Genomic DNA, 15,596 nt, shown 5'->3' on the forward strand with positions numbered 1-15,596 from the left:
CGGTTACGCCTTCGCTCCATGAAGCGCATCCTGCTCGCGGCGACCGCCGCTTCCGCCCTGCCCGCCATCACCCTGTCCGCCCCCGTGGCGGCGCAGACCGCGGCGGCATCGACGCCAGCGGGCCAGCCCGCGATCACCCGCCCCGCGCCGACGCCGCCAGCGCCCGTCGACGCGCGGGTCGCCGCGCTGCGTGACGCCGCACTGAAGGACGAGGTCGCCTATGATATCGTCGAGGGCCTGACGACCGAAGTCGGACAACGCCTCGCCGGCACCGAGGCCGAAGCGCGCGCGCGCACCTGGGGCGCGGCCAAGCTCAAGGCGCTCGGTTTCAAGAACGTGCGGATCGAGACGTACCAGATGCCCGTCTGGGTCCGCGGCACCGAGGAAGCCGAGATCGTTGAGCCGTTCGCACAGAAGCTGAAGCTGGCGGCACTAGGCAATTCCGGATCGACCGGCGCGCAGGGGTTGACCGCCGAACTGGCTGTCTTCCCGAGCATGACCGAGTTCCTGAACGCACCCGCCACCGCGATCCGCGGCAGGATCGTCTATATCGGCAACTCGATGCAGCCGACGCAGGACGGGTCGAGCTACGGCGCGAACGGCCCCGCGCGCTTCACCGGGCCCGCGCTCGCCGCCGCGAAGGGCGCGGCCGCGATCGTGATCCGCTCGATCGGTACCGACACGCACCGCCTGCCCCACACCGGCGTCACCAACTTTCCCGCGGGCACCGCAGCGATCCCCGCCGCCGCCTTGTCGGTTCCAGACGCCGAATTGATCGAGCGGATGGCGTCGCGCGGCAAGCCGATCCGGATGCGCCTCGTCCTTACCCCCCAGCAGACCGGCAGCCACGAATCGGGCAACGTCATCGCCGAAGTGCCCGGTACCGATCCGAATGCCGGCGTCGTGCTGGTCGGCGGGCACCTCGATAGCTGGGATCTCGCGACCGGCGCGATCGACGACGCGAGCGGGGTCGCGATCACTACCGCAGCCGCGAAGCGTATTCTCGACTCGGGCCGGCGTCCGCGCCGCACGATCCGGGTCGTGTGGTTCGGCGCGGAGGAAGTCGGCGGCTTCGGTGGTGAGGATTACGCGAAGAAGCACGGCGTTGAGCGTCACGCGATCGCGGCGGAAAGCGACTTCGGCGCCGATCGTGTCTGGCGGTTCGAGACGACTCTGCCATCGTCGGCCACGCCGGTCGCCGACCGCCTGGCCAGCGCGCTCGCGCCGCTCGGGATTGTTCGCGGCACGGGGCCCGGCGGCGACGGCTCCGACATCGAGGCGACGATCGCGACCGGAGTGGCGGGGATCGACCTCAATCAGTCGGGGCTGCGCTATTTCGACGTCCACCACACGCCCGACGACACGCTCGACCGCGTCGACCCCGCGCAATTGCAGCAGAATGTCGCCGCCTGGACGACGATGCTCGCGGTGGTCGCCGACGCGCCGGAGGAAATCGGACCGGTCAGCCGGCCGTGACCAAATGCACGCTGCCGGGTCGGCAACCACTCGTCGCAACCTGTACGCCCGATGAATTTTCCTTATTGACCCCCTGAACCGCTAGGGTATTCGGGCGTTTCGCGACGGCGTTGGGGTCGGCCGCGATTTTTGTGATGCTTGGGAGCATTCGAATGAAGAAGATCCTGCTCGTTGCCGCTGCTGCCGGCCTGATGTCCGTTGCTGCTTGCTCGAAGTCGCCGGAAGCCGCCGCGGTCGAGAACAACGCCGACATGATGGCGGACAACATGGACGCGATGGCCGACAACGTCGCCGACATGTCGAACACCACGGCGAACCCGTTCGCCGAGGACAACGCCGAGGCGGTTGCCGAGAACATCCACGACGCGGCCGACAACGTCCGTGACTCGGCTGACGGCGCCACCACCAACATGTGATCTGGCCCGGTTCGGGTCGTGCTGATGCCTAGGATCATTCCCCTGGCGGGCGCCGCGCTTCTTCTGCTCGGCGGTTGCAGCAAACCCGAACCGGTGTCGATCGAGAACGGTGCCGAGGCATTGTCCGCCAATCTCGAGCAGATGGCGAACGAGCTGGAGGCGGAAGCGGCGGGTCAGGCCAATGCGGCGGAGCGGCAGACGCTCTCCGGCGCGGCCGCCACGTTCGACAATGGATCGGAGACGGTCAACGTGTCCGACACTGCCGCGAATTTCTGAAGCGCGGCTCGTCAACACCGTTCAGCTGATCAAGGGCGTCCCGTTCGTTGGGCGCCCTTTTTCGTGTCAGGGCACTTCATACCCGACAAGCTACAATCCCGTCTTGCGTCGCTGAACCGGAACGCCCGCCCCGAGTTGTGTGCGGTGGAAACCGACGGCGGAGACGAGATGCGCAAATCCTTCCTCATGGGCCTGATCGGTGGCCAGCGCGCGATGACCCCGCTCGCGACCGTTGCGATCGCGGCCGCGCGCGGGCAGTTGCCTGCCGACAATGGCGCGCCCAGGCTGCTCGCCAACCCGTTGGTTGCCGCCGGTACGCTGGCGCTCGCGATCGGGGAGATCGCCGGCGACAAGCAGAAGACCGCCCCTGACCGGATCGTGCCGATCGGCCTCGCCGCGCGCTTCGTCACGTCCGCGATCGCGGGCGCGGCGCTGGTGCCGAAACGCCGGCGCTGGATCGGCGCCGCGATCGGTGGCGTCACCGCGGTGGTCGCGTCCTACCCCGGCTGGCGCACCCGCATGGCGTGGCTGCCGCGTTATGGTCAGACGCCCACGGGGTTCGCGGAGGATCTGGCGGTGCTGTCCTCTGCCGCGGCAATCGTGCGCAAATAGCGATCGAGGGATCGATCGGGCGCTTCCGGCAAGTCCGCGCTTGCCAATCTCTCGTGCGTGACGCTACCTGCCGACAGCGCGCGGAGGGCCTGTAGCTCAACGGTTAGAGCTGGCCGCTCATAACGGCTAGGTTGCGGGTTCGAGTCCTGCCGGGCCCACCGCGTGCTCATCCAGCGCACTCAGGACATCGTCCAACGAGGCTGGCGCGTACCCGTGCCGCGCCAGTGAGGGCAGCACCTCGTCCCACCAGGCGTGAAAGCGTGCCAGCTCTCGCGCGTTGCGGACATAGGGGGTGTGGCCGGGCACCAGCGACGGCGAATGAAAGGTGAGTTGCAGCATCCGCTCGCCCTCTGCCGCGGCGATGCCGATCGCGCGACACGCCTCGCGCGCGGACGTCCCCTCTGGCGTCAGCGGAACCCGCGACAACAGCCGACTTCGCGCGAACACGCCGCGCGAGCGCGGAATGCGCCCGAGCATCGAGTGCAACCACCGCCCCTGCGCGCGAAGCACGCCGGTGTAGATCGTCGACAGCGGCATCTCGACCAGCGCGCTTTCGCCCTGCACGTCGTCGCTCAGCGCGAACGCGCCCGGCGATACGGCAGTGAAATCGGGCCCGCCCTCGCGCGAATAATCGAACCGCGCGCGCATCGACGCGTCGACGCGAAACCCGCGCGCCGCCAGCGCCTGGAACGTATTCGGCCCGACACCGTAGCGCCCCGCGCGGTAGATGCAGGGCCGGCGCCCGAGCGCACGCTCGATCATCGCGACCAGCCGGTCTAGCTTCGCTGCTTCGACCTCACGCGGCAAGTTGCCCGCGAATGTTTCGATTCGCGCGCCGCTCCCTAGTGGCGGCGTGACCCAGGAATGGAGCTGCGCGCCGATCGCCGTCGCCGGGTCGCGCGCCAGCAGATCGCGCAGAACCGCGGCGGACCCTTCGTTCGCAGCGACGACGTAATCAACCATGTAGAACGGGCTGATCCCGAACGCCGCCAGACGATCGTGCATCGCGGGCAGCGCCGCGATCGCGGTCACGTCGAAATCGTCGCTCGCGCCCGGCGTCGACCAGTCGAATTCCTCCTCGGTGTCAATCGTCACGATGAAGCGACGACCGAATGAGGCGGGCCAGGGTAGCGTCGCGCCGACTGGCGTCGCGAACCGCTGCGTCACGGATGCGTCGTAAGCGCCGCATCCTTGCGCGCCGCGGCCGCGCGCGGCAACGCGACGGTCAGGCGCGCCGGCTCGAACATCAGGTGGCCACCCACCTGCGCGGCAAGATTGCGCACGAGCCGGAGCGCGAAGCCGACCCCGAGGAGCGGCGCGCCATCGGCGTCGTCGACCTGATCGTCGAGGTGGAGCAGGCTAAGATCGTCGCGCCCGACGAACGCGGCGGGGCGATCGATCGAGACGTGCACCATGTCGGCGTCGTCGTCCGCTACCACCACCCGCATTACCTCGCCCGCGACGCTTGCCGAGAGCAAAGTCGCCGTCAGCCGCGACAGCAGCCGTTCGACCGCGATCGGATCGGCGGCGACGCGTACGTCACCGGCGTCGGGCAGCAGCAGTTCGGCGCCGCGCCGCAACGCCAGCGGTGCCAGATCATCGGCCACCTGCGTCAGCACCGACTGCAGCGCGATCACGTCGGCGCGCAGATCGAGCGCCGCGGCCTCGATCCGCGCCGCCATGTCGAGGTCCTCGATCGCACCGATCAGTCCCGATACCTGGCTGCGGATCGCCGCCGCGCGCTCGCGATACGTCTCGGGGACCGGCCCCAGCAATTCGCGCTCGATCAGCTCGGAGAAGCCCGCGATCGCATTCGTCGGGGTGCGTAATTCGTGCACCAACCGACGCAACCCTTCGGCACCGCGCGCGTCGATCGTCGCCGGCGGCGCGGGGCGGGAGCGTGCCGCATCCTCCTCGATCCGTGGGCGCCGCGCGCTGCCGCGATAACCGAGAAAACGTCCCGTGCTCCGCTCGAACACCGGGACACCCGCGATCCGCCAGTCGCCACCGAGCGGCGACGCGCCTGCGATGACCAGCCGCGCGTCGGCGAACGCGGCCCGCTTGCGAAACGCGCCTGCGGCAACACCGTCGACCCCGGTACGCGCGACCCCGGCGTGCGCCAGATGCGTCCCGATCACCGCACCGCGCGGCGCGCTGTCGATCCAGCGGATGACCCCGTCGGCGTCGGTTTCGAAGCGGAACGACGCGACCTGCGCCTCATCCGCCATCGCGAACGGAAAGGGCGTATTGCGCCCGCGCTGGAATTCCTCGATCCGGTGGACGAGATCGGCGATCTCGAACCGCTCGCCCGGCGCGGCCGCCGCGTCGGCGATGTCGCCCGCTGCGTCGACGGGCGCGACCACCGGCGCCGAAACGGGCGCTATGACGGGCGCAGCCGCGACCGAGGCACCGGCGGGGCGCTGATCGCTCAATGCGAAATCGGTGCTGCCCATCGTCTCGAGCGCGCGGGTCGCACTCGGCGGCAGATCGCCGCGCTGTCGCAGCACGCTGCGCCCGAGCGGCGACAATTGCGGGATGAGGTCGTCCCAATCCTCGGGCGACAGTCGCGCGGCGCGCAGCACCGACGCCGCTACCTCGGGCTCGTCACGTGCGAACAGCGCAACGAGCGCTGCGGGCGGATCGGCGAGCGCCAGCCCGCGTGCCACCGCCGTACGCGTTGCCGCGGGAACAGCGTCGGCGAGCGCGCGCAACCGCGCGAGCAGCACGTCGTCGGCGGGCGCACGACCACGCGCGATCAGGTCGGTCAGCTGGCGGAATGCGGCGCGCGCGCCGAAGGAAGTCGACACGTCGGCAGCGAGAACCGTCTTCAGACTGTCATCGAACCGCACGCGACCTCCTAGCGGAATGGATCTCGATCGCGCTGCGACCAGACGAGGTAACCGACTACACCGTGGATCGGTCCACGTCATCAGCACGCTTGTTCGCATATGTCACAGCATGGCACAATTGCGTTGTCGCGCAATTATCCTATAGCGACGCGCGGTGCACGACTTGTCATCGTGCGTGCGAAAACAGGAAATGGTTATGGCGTTGGACAAGATCGATCGTGAAATCCTCTCGTTGCTCCAGGAGGACGGTCGCATGACGAACGTCGATCTGGCGGATCGCGTCGGATTGACTGCGCCGCCGTGCCTGCGCCGCGTCCGCGCGCTCGAGCAGGCGGGCGTGATCCGCGGCTATCACGCCGACTGCGATCCCGCGAAGCTCGGCTATCCCATCACCGTCTTCGCGATGGTCAGCCTGCGCAGCCAGGCGGAACAGGACCTCGCGCAGTTCGAGGAGCATATCGCGACCATCCCCGAGGTGCGCGAATGCCATATGCTCAACGGCGAGATCGACTTCATCCTGAAGATCGTCGCCCCCAACCTCGAGAGCTTCCAGCGATTGCTGACGACGCAACTGACCGCGGCACCCAATGTCGCGAGCGTCAAATCATCGCTGACGATCCGAACCGCCAAGGCGCAGACCGGCGTGCCGATCGCCTGACCCGCATATGAAAAGGGGCGACCCGCAGGCCGCCCCTTCCCATGTCATCAGAATGCTAGCCAATCAGCCGACCGGCGGATGGTCGAGATACTCGATCCAGAGACCGGCCAGATCGGCGCGCGGCTGGCCCTTGACCGCCTCGAACGCAGTCCGCGCTCCCGCCTTGTCGCCCGAATAGGCGAGCGCGATCCCCAGGCGCGTGTTGACCGCGTCGGCGTCGACCTGCCCCTTCTGCAGCGCGGTGCGGTACAGACCGGCCGCCTTGGCATAGTCGCCCGTGCCGAAGAACGCGTCGGCGGTGCTCGCCGCCAGCTTGCCATTGGCCGCCGCGTTGGCGCGCGTCTCCAGCCCCGACAGCGAGCCTTCGTTGCCGATCGACTTGTTCGACGCCGCCAGCAGCGAGGTCGCGTTGGCGCTGCCCGACGGGATCTTGCCCGACGACGTGCCCTGGCTCAGCACGGTCTTGGCTTCCCACGGAATACCGAGGTCGAACGCATATTGCGCGTAGATCTCGTAGTCATACTGGTCGGCCAGCGCCTTGCCGTGACGCAGCAGACGGAACAGGTCGATCTTCTGCCCCTTGTCGAGCGTCGCGACGCCCCCCGAAGTCAGGCCGAAGGTCGTGACGACGTCGCGCCAATTCTTGGCGGTCGGATACGCCTCGACGTACTTCTTGAGCCACGCGTAGGTCAGCGCGCCGTTGCGCTTTTGATTGCTCTTCGCGATCATGAAACGGTACAGGTCCTCGCCCGGCTTCTGCCCGGCCGCGACCTGCGCCGCAATGACCTTGTCCATCTCGGTCGACGCGCCCGCGAGGTCGCCCGCATCGGCCTTCGACTTGACGAGCTGGAGCGTCATGTTGGGGTTGCTGTAGCCGGCTGCCTGCGCCGCCGCGAAATATTGCGCCGCGCCGGCATTGTCCTTCGCGTTGGTCGCGATGCGGCCGAGCTCGTAATTGTAGCGGCCGAGATCGGCGGGCGGGGTCTTCGGGTTCGCGACCAGCGCCTTCAGCGGCACCGCGAGCGCGGCGTCGCTGCCCTGGTTGTTGCCGATCTTCTTCGCCTCGAGGTTCAGGCGCAGGGCGGCCGCGATATAGCGATCGTCGTCGGTCTTCACCGCGGCCTCGGCCTGCGCGATCGACGTCTCAGCGGCCGCCAGGTCGTTCGCGGCGAGCGCGGTCTGCGCGGCGGCGGCGGGGACCTGGACCTCCTTGGTCAGCTTCATCCCCGGCGCTTCGGCCTTCTTGTCCTTCTTCTGCGCAGCCGCGGGCTGAACCGCGATCGACGCGCCACCGGCGAGCAGGGCGGCTGCGAACAAAGCGTTGGTGAACCTCTTCATCGACTATTCTCTCCGATACGGCCGCGAGCGTGCCTGCTGCCGCGATGCTCTAGTGATCCTGCGTCGCGGGTTCAAGGAAGGTACGATACGTACCCAGCACGCGCTGAACCGTGATTGAACGCGCTCGTTCCGCCCGCTAGCGCGTCGGGAATGATCGCCCTGCTCTCCCCCGCCAAGACGCTCGACCTCGACACGCCCGCGCCGTTCGACGCCACCCGCCCGCGCTTCGCCGACGAGGCCGCAACGCTCGCGAAGGCCGCCTCGCATCTGACGCAGAAGAAGCTCGGCGAATTGATGCACATCAGCCCCGCGCTTGCGAAGCTCAACGCCGACCGTTTCCGCGACTTCGCGGACGCGGCCGAACGCCCCGCGATCTACACCTTCGCGGGCGACGTCTACACCGGGTTCGAGGTCGCGACGCTCGACGAGCCCGCCGTCCGCTTCGCGCAGGATCACCTGCGTTTATTGTCGGGGCTCTACGGGCTCCTTCGCCCGCTCGACGCGATGCGCCCCTATCGACTCGAGATGGGAACGCGTTGGGCACCAAGGCACAAGAAGCTGACCGATTGGTGGGGCAATCGGATCGCCGACGCGCTCGCCGCCGACGTCGAAGAGGAAGGCTCTGGCGCGATCCTCAACCTCGCCTCGAACGAATATTTCGCCACGGTCGACGGCAAGTTGCCCGCCGCCACGCGCATCATCGCGGTCGACTTCCGCGAAGGTGACGGCCGGTTCATCAGCTTCCACGCCAAAAAGGCGCGCGGGCTGATGGCGCGCTGGATGGTCGAGCATCAGGTGACCAACCCGGACGCGATGCGCGGGTTCGACAGCGACGGCTATTCCTATGACGCGGCGGCGAGCAGCGACGATCGCTGGACCTTCGCGCGAACGGGAGAAAAAGCATGAGCGAGATCCGCAACGCGGTCGTCATCGGCGCCTCGGGCGGGATCGGCGCGGCGCTGGTTGGGGCACTCGAGGACGAGGACGTCCCCGCCCTGCCGTTCGCGCGCTCCTTCCCGGGCGAGCGCCACCTCGACCTTGAGGATGAGGCGAGCATCGCCGCCGCCGCCGCGCGTGCGGGCTCGCCCGACCTCGTGATCGTCGCGACGGGCCTGCTTCACGATGCCGATCACGGTCCCGAAAAGGCGATCCGCGAGCTCGACCCCGCGTGGCTCCAACGCCAGTTCGCGGTCAACGCGATCGGCCCCGCACTCGTCGCCAAGCATTTCCTGCCCGTCATGCCCAAGACCGGGCGCAGCGTGCTCGCGTTCCTGTCCGCGCGTGTCGGCAGCATCACCGACAACCGACTGGGGGGCTGGTACGGCTATCGCGCGTCGAAGGCCGCGCTCAACCAGCTCGTCCGCACCCTCGCCGTCGAGGACAAGCGCCGCAACGATCGCGGGCTCGTCGTCGCGCTTCACCCCGGCACCGTCGATACCGCGCTGTCGCAGCCGTTCCGCCAGTCGGGGCGCGACCTGTTCAAGCCCGACCGCGCTGCGGTGCAGTTGCTCGACGTGATCGACGGTCTGAAAGTCACCGACAGCGGGCGCCACTTCGCCTGGGACGGCAGCGAGATCGCGCCCTGATCGCGGGCGGCGCCGCGTGCGATGGCGAGGTTACACGATCGTCACGATCGCGACAGCGCCGCGTCACGCGCGCGTCTCTAATTCGGCATCAGGCGCACGTCGAAGCGCCGGACGCTTAGGAGATACGATCATGATCCGTTCGCTGCCCTTCGCCCTCCTCTCCTCCGCCGCGCTGTTTTCCGCGGGCATGGCGGTTGCGCAAACCCCGTCGGCGCACGGCACCACCGCAGCGCACACCACCCGCACGACGACCCAGGCCCGCACCACCGCGACCAGCACCACCAAGCCGGCGATGGCAGCGACGCGCACAGCCGCTGCTGGCAGCACCAGCGGCCGCATGGTCGCCACCAAGACCTCGACTGGCAAGAGCGTGACCTACGATTGCTCGAAAACCGGCAACGCGACCAAGAAAGCCTGCAAGCGCTGATCGGACCTCATATGCTCCCGCGCGCGCGCCTGCACGTACGTACGCGCGCGGGGGTGGTCACGGAGGCCGTGCTCGGCTAGGCTGCCGCCTTTCCATTGCAGCAGCGAAGAGCGTAGCACCTTGACCGACGAGACCGTCCTCGCCGACCCGTCCGACATTGCCCCCATCTCCATCGTCGAGGAGATGAAGACCTCGTATCTCGATTACGCGATGAGCGTGATCGTCGCGCGCGCGCTGCCCGACGTGCGCGACGGGTTGAAACCCGTCCACCGCCGCATCCTGTATTCCGCGAACGAGAGCGGGTTCCTCTACAACCGCCCGTATCGCAAGTCGGCGCGCATCGTCGGTGACGTGATCGGTAAATACCACCCGCACGGCGACACCGCGATCTACGACGCCTTGGCGCGCATGACGCAGGACTGGTCGATGCGCGTGCCGCTGATCGACGGTCAGGGCAACTTCGGCTCGATGGATCCCGATCCCCCCGCCGCGATGCGCTACACCGAGGCGCGGCTGGCGAAGGCGGCGAACTTCCTTCTCGAGGATCTCGACAAGGACACGGTCGACTTCCAACCGAACTACGACGGGTCGGAACGCGAGCCGACCGTGCTGCCCGCGCGCTTCCCCAACCTGCTCGTCAACGGTGCCGGCGGCATCGCGGTCGGCATGGCGACCAACATCCCGCCACATAATTTGGGCGAGGTGATCGATGCGTGCTTCGCCTACCTCGACAACGGCGCGATCACGACCGAGGAGCTGATGCAGATCGTTCCCGGCCCCGATTTCCCGACCGGCGCGATCATCCTGGGCCGCGCCGGCGCGCGTTCGGCCTATGAGACCGGGCGCGGCTCGATCATCGTGCGCTCACGCCACACGATCGAGGAACGCGGCGGGCGCGAAGGCCGCCGCTCGATCGTGCTCACCTCGATCCCCTACCAGCAGGGCAAGAACGCGCTGGTCGAGAAGATCGCCGAGGCCGCCAAGGACAAACGGATCGAGGGCGTCAGCGACATTCGCGACGAATCGAACCGCGAGGGCGTCCGGATCGTCATCGACCTGAAACGCGACGCGACGCCCGACGTCGTGCTCAACCAGCTCTGGCGCCATACGCCCGCGCAAGGCTCGTTCGCCGCCAACATGCTCGCAATCCGCGGCGGCCGGCCCGAGCTGCTCAACCTGCGCGACATCATCGCCGCGTTCGTGAATTTCCGCGAGCAGGTCATCACCCGCCGCTCGAAGTTCGAGCTCGCCAAGGCGCGCGAGCGCGCGCACATCTTGCTCGGCCTCGTCATCGCGGTCACCAACCTCGACGAGATGGTGCGCATCATCCGCGGCTCGGCGAGCCCGGCCGAGGCGCGCCAGAAGCTGCTGTCGCGCGCCTGGCCGATCGCCGAAATCGCGCCCTATATCCGGCTGGTCGAGGCGACCGACGTCGAGGTCACCGGCGACAGCTACCGTTTGTCGGAAACGCAGGTCCGCGCGATCCTCGACCTGCGCCTCCACCGCCTGACCGCGCTCGGCCGCGACGAGATCGGCAACGAGCTCGAAGGCCTCGCCGCCTCGATCGCCGAGCTGCTCGCGATCCTGTCCGACCGCGTGAAGCTGTACGGCGTGCTGCGCGACGAGCTGCGCGAGGTGCGCGATCAATTCGCGCAGCCACGCCGCACCGAGATCGCCGCCGCCGCCGACGGGATCGAGGACGAGGACCTGATCGAGCGCGAGGAGATGGTCGTCACCGTCACGCTCGAAGGTTATATCAAGCGCACCCCGCTCGACGCGTTCCGCGCGCAGGCGCGCGGCGGCAAGGGCCGCGCGGGCATGGCGACCAAGGATCAGGACGTCGTCACCAAGCTGTTTGTCACCTCGACGCACACGCCGGTGCTGTTCTTCTCGACCCTCGGCCGCGTCTACCGCATGAAGGTGTGGCGCCTGCCCGAAGGGGGCCCGGCGACGCGCGGGCGCCCGATGATCAATCTGCTGCCGCTCGAGCCCGGCGAGACGATCTCTACCGTCCTCCCCCTACCTGAGGACGAGGCGGATTGGGGCAAGCTCCACGTTATGTTCGCGACCGCCAAGGGCAGCGTGCGTCGCAACGCGATGGACGCGTTCACCAACGTGCCGTCGAACGGCAAGATTGCGATGAAGTTCGAAGGCGTGGACGCCGACGACCGGCTGATCGGCGTTGCCTTGCTCGACGAGGGCGACGACGTGCTGCTCGCGACGAGGCAGGGCAAGGCAATCCGTTTCGCCGCCGAGGAAGTGCGCGAGTTCCAGAGCCGCAACTCGACCGGCGTTCGCGGCATCGCGCTCAAGGGCGACGACGCGGTCATCTCGCTCTCCGTCCTCCACCGCGTCGACGCGACGCCTGAGGAGCGCGAGCAATATCTGCGTAACGCGCCGTGGAAGGACCGCGACGGCGATCTCGACATGGACCTGACGCTGTTCGAGCGGCTGCGCGGGTGCGAGCAGTTCATCCTGACCGTCTGCGCCAACGGTTACGGCAAGATTTCCTCGGCCTATGATTATCGCCGCACGGGACGCGGTGGCCAGGGCATCACCAACATCGACAACGTGAAGCGCAACGGCCCCGTCGTCGCGAGCTTCCCCGCGAGCAAGGCCGACCAGCTGATGCTCGTCACCGATCAGGCGAAGATGATCCGCATGCCGCTGACGTCGCTGCGCATCATCAGTCGCGGATCGGCGGGCGTGCGGTTGTTCAACGTCGCCGACGACGAGCACGTCGTCTCCGCCGCACGGATCGACGAGGAGCCCGAGCCCGAGGATGCGGCCGAGGCGATGGTCGCGGAGGAACTCGCCGGGGTCGCGGAAACCGCGCCGGTGGACGATGGTTCGATCGGCGACGATGCCGCGGCCGGACCGGAGGATGGCGAATGAGCGACGCTGACACCAAACCCCTCACCGCGTACAAGGTACTGACCGGCGATCAGATGGCGGCGCTGGAACGCGACGGCAGCTTCGCGGGTGCGCCAGTCGATCTGGCGGACGGGTACATCCACCTGTCCACCGCCGACCAATTGGCGGAGACGATCGACAAGCATTTCGCCGGGCAGGACGACCTCCACATCGTCGCGGTCGATCTGGCCGCCTACGCCGACGACGCGCTGCGGTGGGAGCCGTCACGCGGGGGGCAGCTCTTCCCGCACCTCTACGCGCCGTTGCTGCTGGAAACCGCGGTGGCCTACTCGCCGCTCGATCGCCACGACGACGGCAGCGTCCGCCTGCCCGTCGCCGGCTAGACGTAGAGGTCGACGACCGCGCGGCCTTCGCCCACCGCACCGAGCAACAGCGTGCGGTGGCAGTGGCACGGGTCGCGTTCGTAGCACAGCAGGGCGCTCGGCACCTCGTCGGCGAGCGCCAGCATTTGCGCAGCTGCGATCTGCGCCTCGGGCAATTCCAGTTGCGCGTCGTATACCGCAGTCAATGTCGCGACGTCGCCCTTCTTCGCCGCGTCGCGCCCCGGCTTGGGTGTGCCCAGTGCCTTCAGGTGGACGTAATCGATCCCCTCAGCCTTGAGCGAGGCGGCGAGCGTCGATTTCGAGAAGCCCGGGCGCCGCGACAGCGGCAGCGCACGCACGTCGATCACGCGCCGCACCCCTGCCGCCTGCAACGTCGCGACGAATGCTTCCATCGTCACGCCTTCATACCCGATCGTGTAGATCGTCATCGCCCGTTCCTCCGCCCGACGCGCACGAGCCTTGCACCGCACGGGCCCGCGCCATAATCACCGCGCCCGATGCAACACTCGGACCACCGCCCCGGAACCCTCATCCCCGGCGGTGCGGTGTTCCCGCACCGTCACCTGACTGGGATCGACGGGCTCGAACCACACGAGATCACCTTCCTGCTCGACGAGGCCGAGCAATGGGTCGAGGCCAACCGCGCACCGACCACCGCCGACAAGCGGCTCGCCGGCCTCACGCAGATCAACGCATTCTTCGAGAATTCGACCCGCACGTTGTTGAGCTTCGAGATCGCGGGCAAGCGTCTGGGCGCCGACGTGGTCAACATGCACGCCGCGCAGTCGAGCGTGAAGAAGGGCGAGACGCTGATCGATACCGCGATGACGCTGAACGCGATGCGCGCCGACGTGATCGTGATCCGCCACATGAGCTCGGGCGCGGTGCGACTGATCGCGGACAAGGTCGATTGTCCGGTGTTGAACGCGGGCGACGGTCGCCACGAACACCCGACGCAGGCGCTGCTCGACGCGCTGACGATTCGTCGCCGGCTCGGCGGCATCGCGAACAAGCGCGTCGTGATCTGCGGCGACCTGCTCCACAGCCGCGTCGCGCGATCGAACATCCTCGCACTCACCGCGCTCGCCGCCGAGGTTCGCGTCTGCGCGCCCTCGACGCTGATGCCGCCCGAGATCGAGCGGATGGGCGTCACCGCGTTCACTGACTTCGATCAGGCGATCGCGCACGCCGACGTGGTGATGATGCTGCGGCTTCAGACCGAGCGGATGTCGGGTGGCTATGTGCCGTCGGTGCGTGAGTATCACCTCCGCTATGGCCTCACGATGGAACGGCTCGACCGCTACGCCCCCGACGCGCTCGTCATGCATCCGGGCCCGATGAATCGCGGGGTCGAGATCGACTCGGCCGTCGCCGATCACGTCGAGCGTTCGGCGATCACCGAGCAGGTCGCGATGGGGGTCGCGGTCCGCATGGCGTGCCTCGACGTGCTGACCAGACGCGCGCGCGGCGTGGAGGGTTGGGCATGAACGCGCTGCACCTCACCAACGCGCGCATCGTCTGCCCGGCGACGGGCGAGCGCAACGGCGACCTGCTGATCGTCGACGGCGTCATTTCGGACGGTCTCGCCCCCGACGATGCCGTTCGCGTCGATTGCGGCGGCAGGCTGATCCTGCCCGGCATCGTCGACGTGGGCGTCGCGACGATCGACCGCGCCGCCTTTCGCGCCGGTGGCATCACGCGGGTCGCGCTGATGCCCGATCAGTCGCCGGTGCTCGACGAACCCGGCATCGTCCAGCGATCCGCGCTCATCGGCCGCCCCGATCTGTGGATCCACCCGATCGCCGCCGCGACACGCGGTCTGAAGGGGCAGGATCTGGCCGAGATGGCGATCTGCGCCTCCGCCGGCGCGCGCGCGGTCGGCACCGGGCGCGGCTGGATCGCCGATACGGGCGTCATGCACCGCGTTCTGACCTACGCGCGCGACCTCGACCTGCCGGTGATCGTCCATGCCGAGGACGGCGGACTGACGGCCGGGGCGGTCGCGACCGCGGGCGAGACGGCGACCCGGCTCGGGCTGCCCGCCGCACCCGCGCTCGCCGAAGCGCTCGCGATCGCGCGCGATCTGATGCTGGCCGAGGAAACGGGCGCGCGGCTCCACATCCGCCAGGTCACCACCGCCGCCGGCTTCGCGCTGGTCCGCGCCGCCAAGGCGCGCGGCGTGCGCGTCAGTTGCGGCATCACGCCCGCCCATTTGCTGCTGTCCGACAATGCGATGAGCGATTTTCGCACCTTCGCGCATCTCTCCCCGCCGCTCAGGTCCGAGGACGATCGCCGCGCCGCGCTCGCCGCACTCGCCGACGGCACGATCGACCTCTTGTGCTCGGGCCACGATCCACACGGACCGGAGGAGAAACGCCTGCCCTTCGCCGATTCAACCTCGGGCGCGGCGGGCGCGGTCACGCTGCTGCCGCTCGCGCTCGGGCTGGTGCGCGACGGCGTGGTGAATCTTACACGACTGGCCGAATTGCTGGCGCTCGCGCCGGCGCGACTGCTCGGTGTCGAGACCGGCACGCTCGCCCCCGGTATGCCCGGCGACGTCATCCTGCTCGATCCGAACGCCCCGTGGCAGATCGATGCCGACGCGACTCCGGGCGCCGCGGGCAACACGCCGTTCGACGGCCTACCCGTGCAAGGGCGCGTGCTGCGCGTGTGGAAGGGCGGCCGCGAGCTCTAGGCGGCT

The 15,596-nt window shown here is 68.5% G+C and carries 16 protein-coding genes and 1 tRNA gene; 13 read left to right on the top strand and 4 right to left on the bottom strand.

The annotated features are described in order from the left end of the window. The first annotated feature begins 18 nt into the window (after window positions 1–18). The 5 genes from KZ810_RS09975 (at window position 19) to KZ810_RS09995 (ending at window position 2,938) form a co-directional block, all read left to right on the top strand. Window positions 19–1,476 carry a M20/M25/M40 family metallo-hydrolase gene (locus tag KZ810_RS09975; protein WP_219768919.1) on the top strand — a complete coding sequence of 486 codons (1,458 nt, stop codon included), beginning with the start codon at window positions 19–21 and terminating at the stop codon, window positions 1,474–1,476. Between the two features lie 152 nt (window positions 1,477–1,628). Beyond that, a complete protein-coding gene (locus KZ810_RS09980; RefSeq protein ID WP_219768920.1) occupies window positions 1,629–1,892 on the top strand; it encodes a hypothetical protein in 264 nt (87 codons plus the stop codon). A 24-nt stretch (window positions 1,893–1,916) separates the two neighbouring features. Continuing rightward, window positions 1,917–2,168, top strand: coding sequence for a hypothetical protein (locus KZ810_RS09985; protein WP_219768921.1), 252 nt, complete (start codon window positions 1,917–1,919; stop codon window positions 2,166–2,168). Between the two features lie 168 nt (window positions 2,169–2,336). Continuing rightward, window positions 2,337–2,780: a DUF4126 domain-containing protein gene (locus KZ810_RS09990; protein WP_219768922.1), complete on the top strand. Its 444-nt coding sequence runs from the start codon at window positions 2,337–2,339 to the stop codon at window positions 2,778–2,780. An 85-nt stretch (window positions 2,781–2,865) separates the two neighbouring features. After that, window positions 2,866–2,938 (top strand) — tRNA-Ile (locus KZ810_RS09995). Here KZ810_RS09995 and KZ810_RS10000 read toward each other — a convergent pair. After that, window positions 2,907–3,947, bottom strand: coding sequence for a polysaccharide deacetylase family protein (locus KZ810_RS10000; protein ID WP_219768923.1), 1,041 nt, complete (start codon window positions 3,945–3,947; stop codon window positions 2,907–2,909). The two genes, KZ810_RS09995 and KZ810_RS10000, sit on opposite strands and share 32 nt — an antisense overlap. Further along, the gene (locus KZ810_RS10005; RefSeq protein ID WP_308461530.1) at window positions 3,944–5,629 is read right to left on the bottom strand and encodes a sensor histidine kinase; all 1,686 of its coding nucleotides are present in this window, start codon (window positions 5,627–5,629) and stop codon (window positions 3,944–3,946) included. Before KZ810_RS10005 ends, KZ810_RS10000 begins: the two co-directional genes overlap by 4 nt. Window positions 5,630–5,825: 196 nt before the next feature. Between KZ810_RS10005 and KZ810_RS10010 the strand changes: the two genes are divergently transcribed. After that, window positions 5,826–6,287 (top strand): Lrp/AsnC family transcriptional regulator, encoded by a 462-nt coding sequence (locus tag KZ810_RS10010; protein WP_219768925.1) that lies wholly within the window; start codon window positions 5,826–5,828, stop codon window positions 6,285–6,287. Window positions 6,288–6,350: 63 nt separating this feature from the next. On the opposite strand, the gene KZ810_RS10015 is transcribed toward KZ810_RS10010, so the two are convergent. Continuing rightward, window positions 6,351–7,625, bottom strand: a complete 1,275-nt coding sequence (locus tag KZ810_RS10015; protein WP_219768926.1) for a hypothetical protein — start codon at window positions 7,623–7,625, stop codon at window positions 6,351–6,353. 150 nt (window positions 7,626–7,775) lie between these two features. Between KZ810_RS10015 and yaaA the strand changes: the two genes are divergently transcribed. The 5 genes from yaaA to KZ810_RS10040 all read left to right on the top strand — a co-directional run bounded on the left by yaaA (window position 7,776) and on the right by KZ810_RS10040 (window position 12,895). After that, complete coding sequence (gene yaaA, locus KZ810_RS10020) at window positions 7,776–8,531, top strand: peroxide stress protein YaaA (protein ID WP_219768927.1); 756 nt, start codon at window positions 7,776–7,778, stop codon at window positions 8,529–8,531. Further along, complete coding sequence (locus KZ810_RS10025; protein ID WP_219768928.1) at window positions 8,528–9,211, top strand: SDR family NAD(P)-dependent oxidoreductase; 684 nt, start codon at window positions 8,528–8,530, stop codon at window positions 9,209–9,211. The genes yaaA and KZ810_RS10025 overlap by 4 nt, the downstream gene beginning before the upstream one ends. 130 nt (window positions 9,212–9,341) lie before the next feature. Next, complete coding sequence (locus KZ810_RS10030) at window positions 9,342–9,638, top strand: hypothetical protein (protein ID WP_219768929.1); 297 nt, start codon at window positions 9,342–9,344, stop codon at window positions 9,636–9,638. 120 nt (window positions 9,639–9,758) lie between these two features. Next, complete coding sequence (gyrA, locus tag KZ810_RS10035; RefSeq protein WP_219768930.1) at window positions 9,759–12,533, top strand: DNA gyrase subunit A; 2,775 nt, start codon at window positions 9,759–9,761, stop codon at window positions 12,531–12,533. Continuing rightward, window positions 12,530–12,895 (top strand): DUF952 domain-containing protein, encoded by a 366-nt coding sequence (locus KZ810_RS10040; protein WP_219768931.1) that lies wholly within the window; start codon window positions 12,530–12,532, stop codon window positions 12,893–12,895. The genes gyrA and KZ810_RS10040 overlap by 4 nt, the downstream gene beginning before the upstream one ends. Here the strand turns inward: KZ810_RS10040 and KZ810_RS10045 are convergent. Beyond that, window positions 12,892–13,323 (bottom strand): DUF488 domain-containing protein, encoded by a 432-nt coding sequence (locus tag KZ810_RS10045; RefSeq protein WP_219768932.1) that lies wholly within the window; start codon window positions 13,321–13,323, stop codon window positions 12,892–12,894. The genes KZ810_RS10040 and KZ810_RS10045 overlap by 4 nt on opposite strands. A 69-nt stretch (window positions 13,324–13,392) precedes the next feature. Between KZ810_RS10045 and KZ810_RS10050 the strand changes: the two genes are divergently transcribed. Next, window positions 13,393–14,382: an aspartate carbamoyltransferase catalytic subunit gene (locus tag KZ810_RS10050; protein ID WP_219768933.1), complete on the top strand. Its 990-nt coding sequence runs from the start codon at window positions 13,393–13,395 to the stop codon at window positions 14,380–14,382. Further along, a complete protein-coding gene (locus tag KZ810_RS10055) occupies window positions 14,379–15,590 on the top strand; it encodes a dihydroorotase (protein WP_219768934.1) in 1,212 nt (403 codons plus the stop codon). The genes KZ810_RS10050 and KZ810_RS10055 overlap by 4 nt, the downstream gene beginning before the upstream one ends. The last annotated feature ends 6 nt before the right edge of the window (window positions 15,591–15,596 follow it).

Origin of the sequence: Sphingomonas citricola (assembly GCF_019429535.1) — a bacterium.
Taxonomy (GTDB): domain Bacteria; phylum Pseudomonadota; class Alphaproteobacteria; order Sphingomonadales; family Sphingomonadaceae; genus Sphingomonas; species Sphingomonas citricola.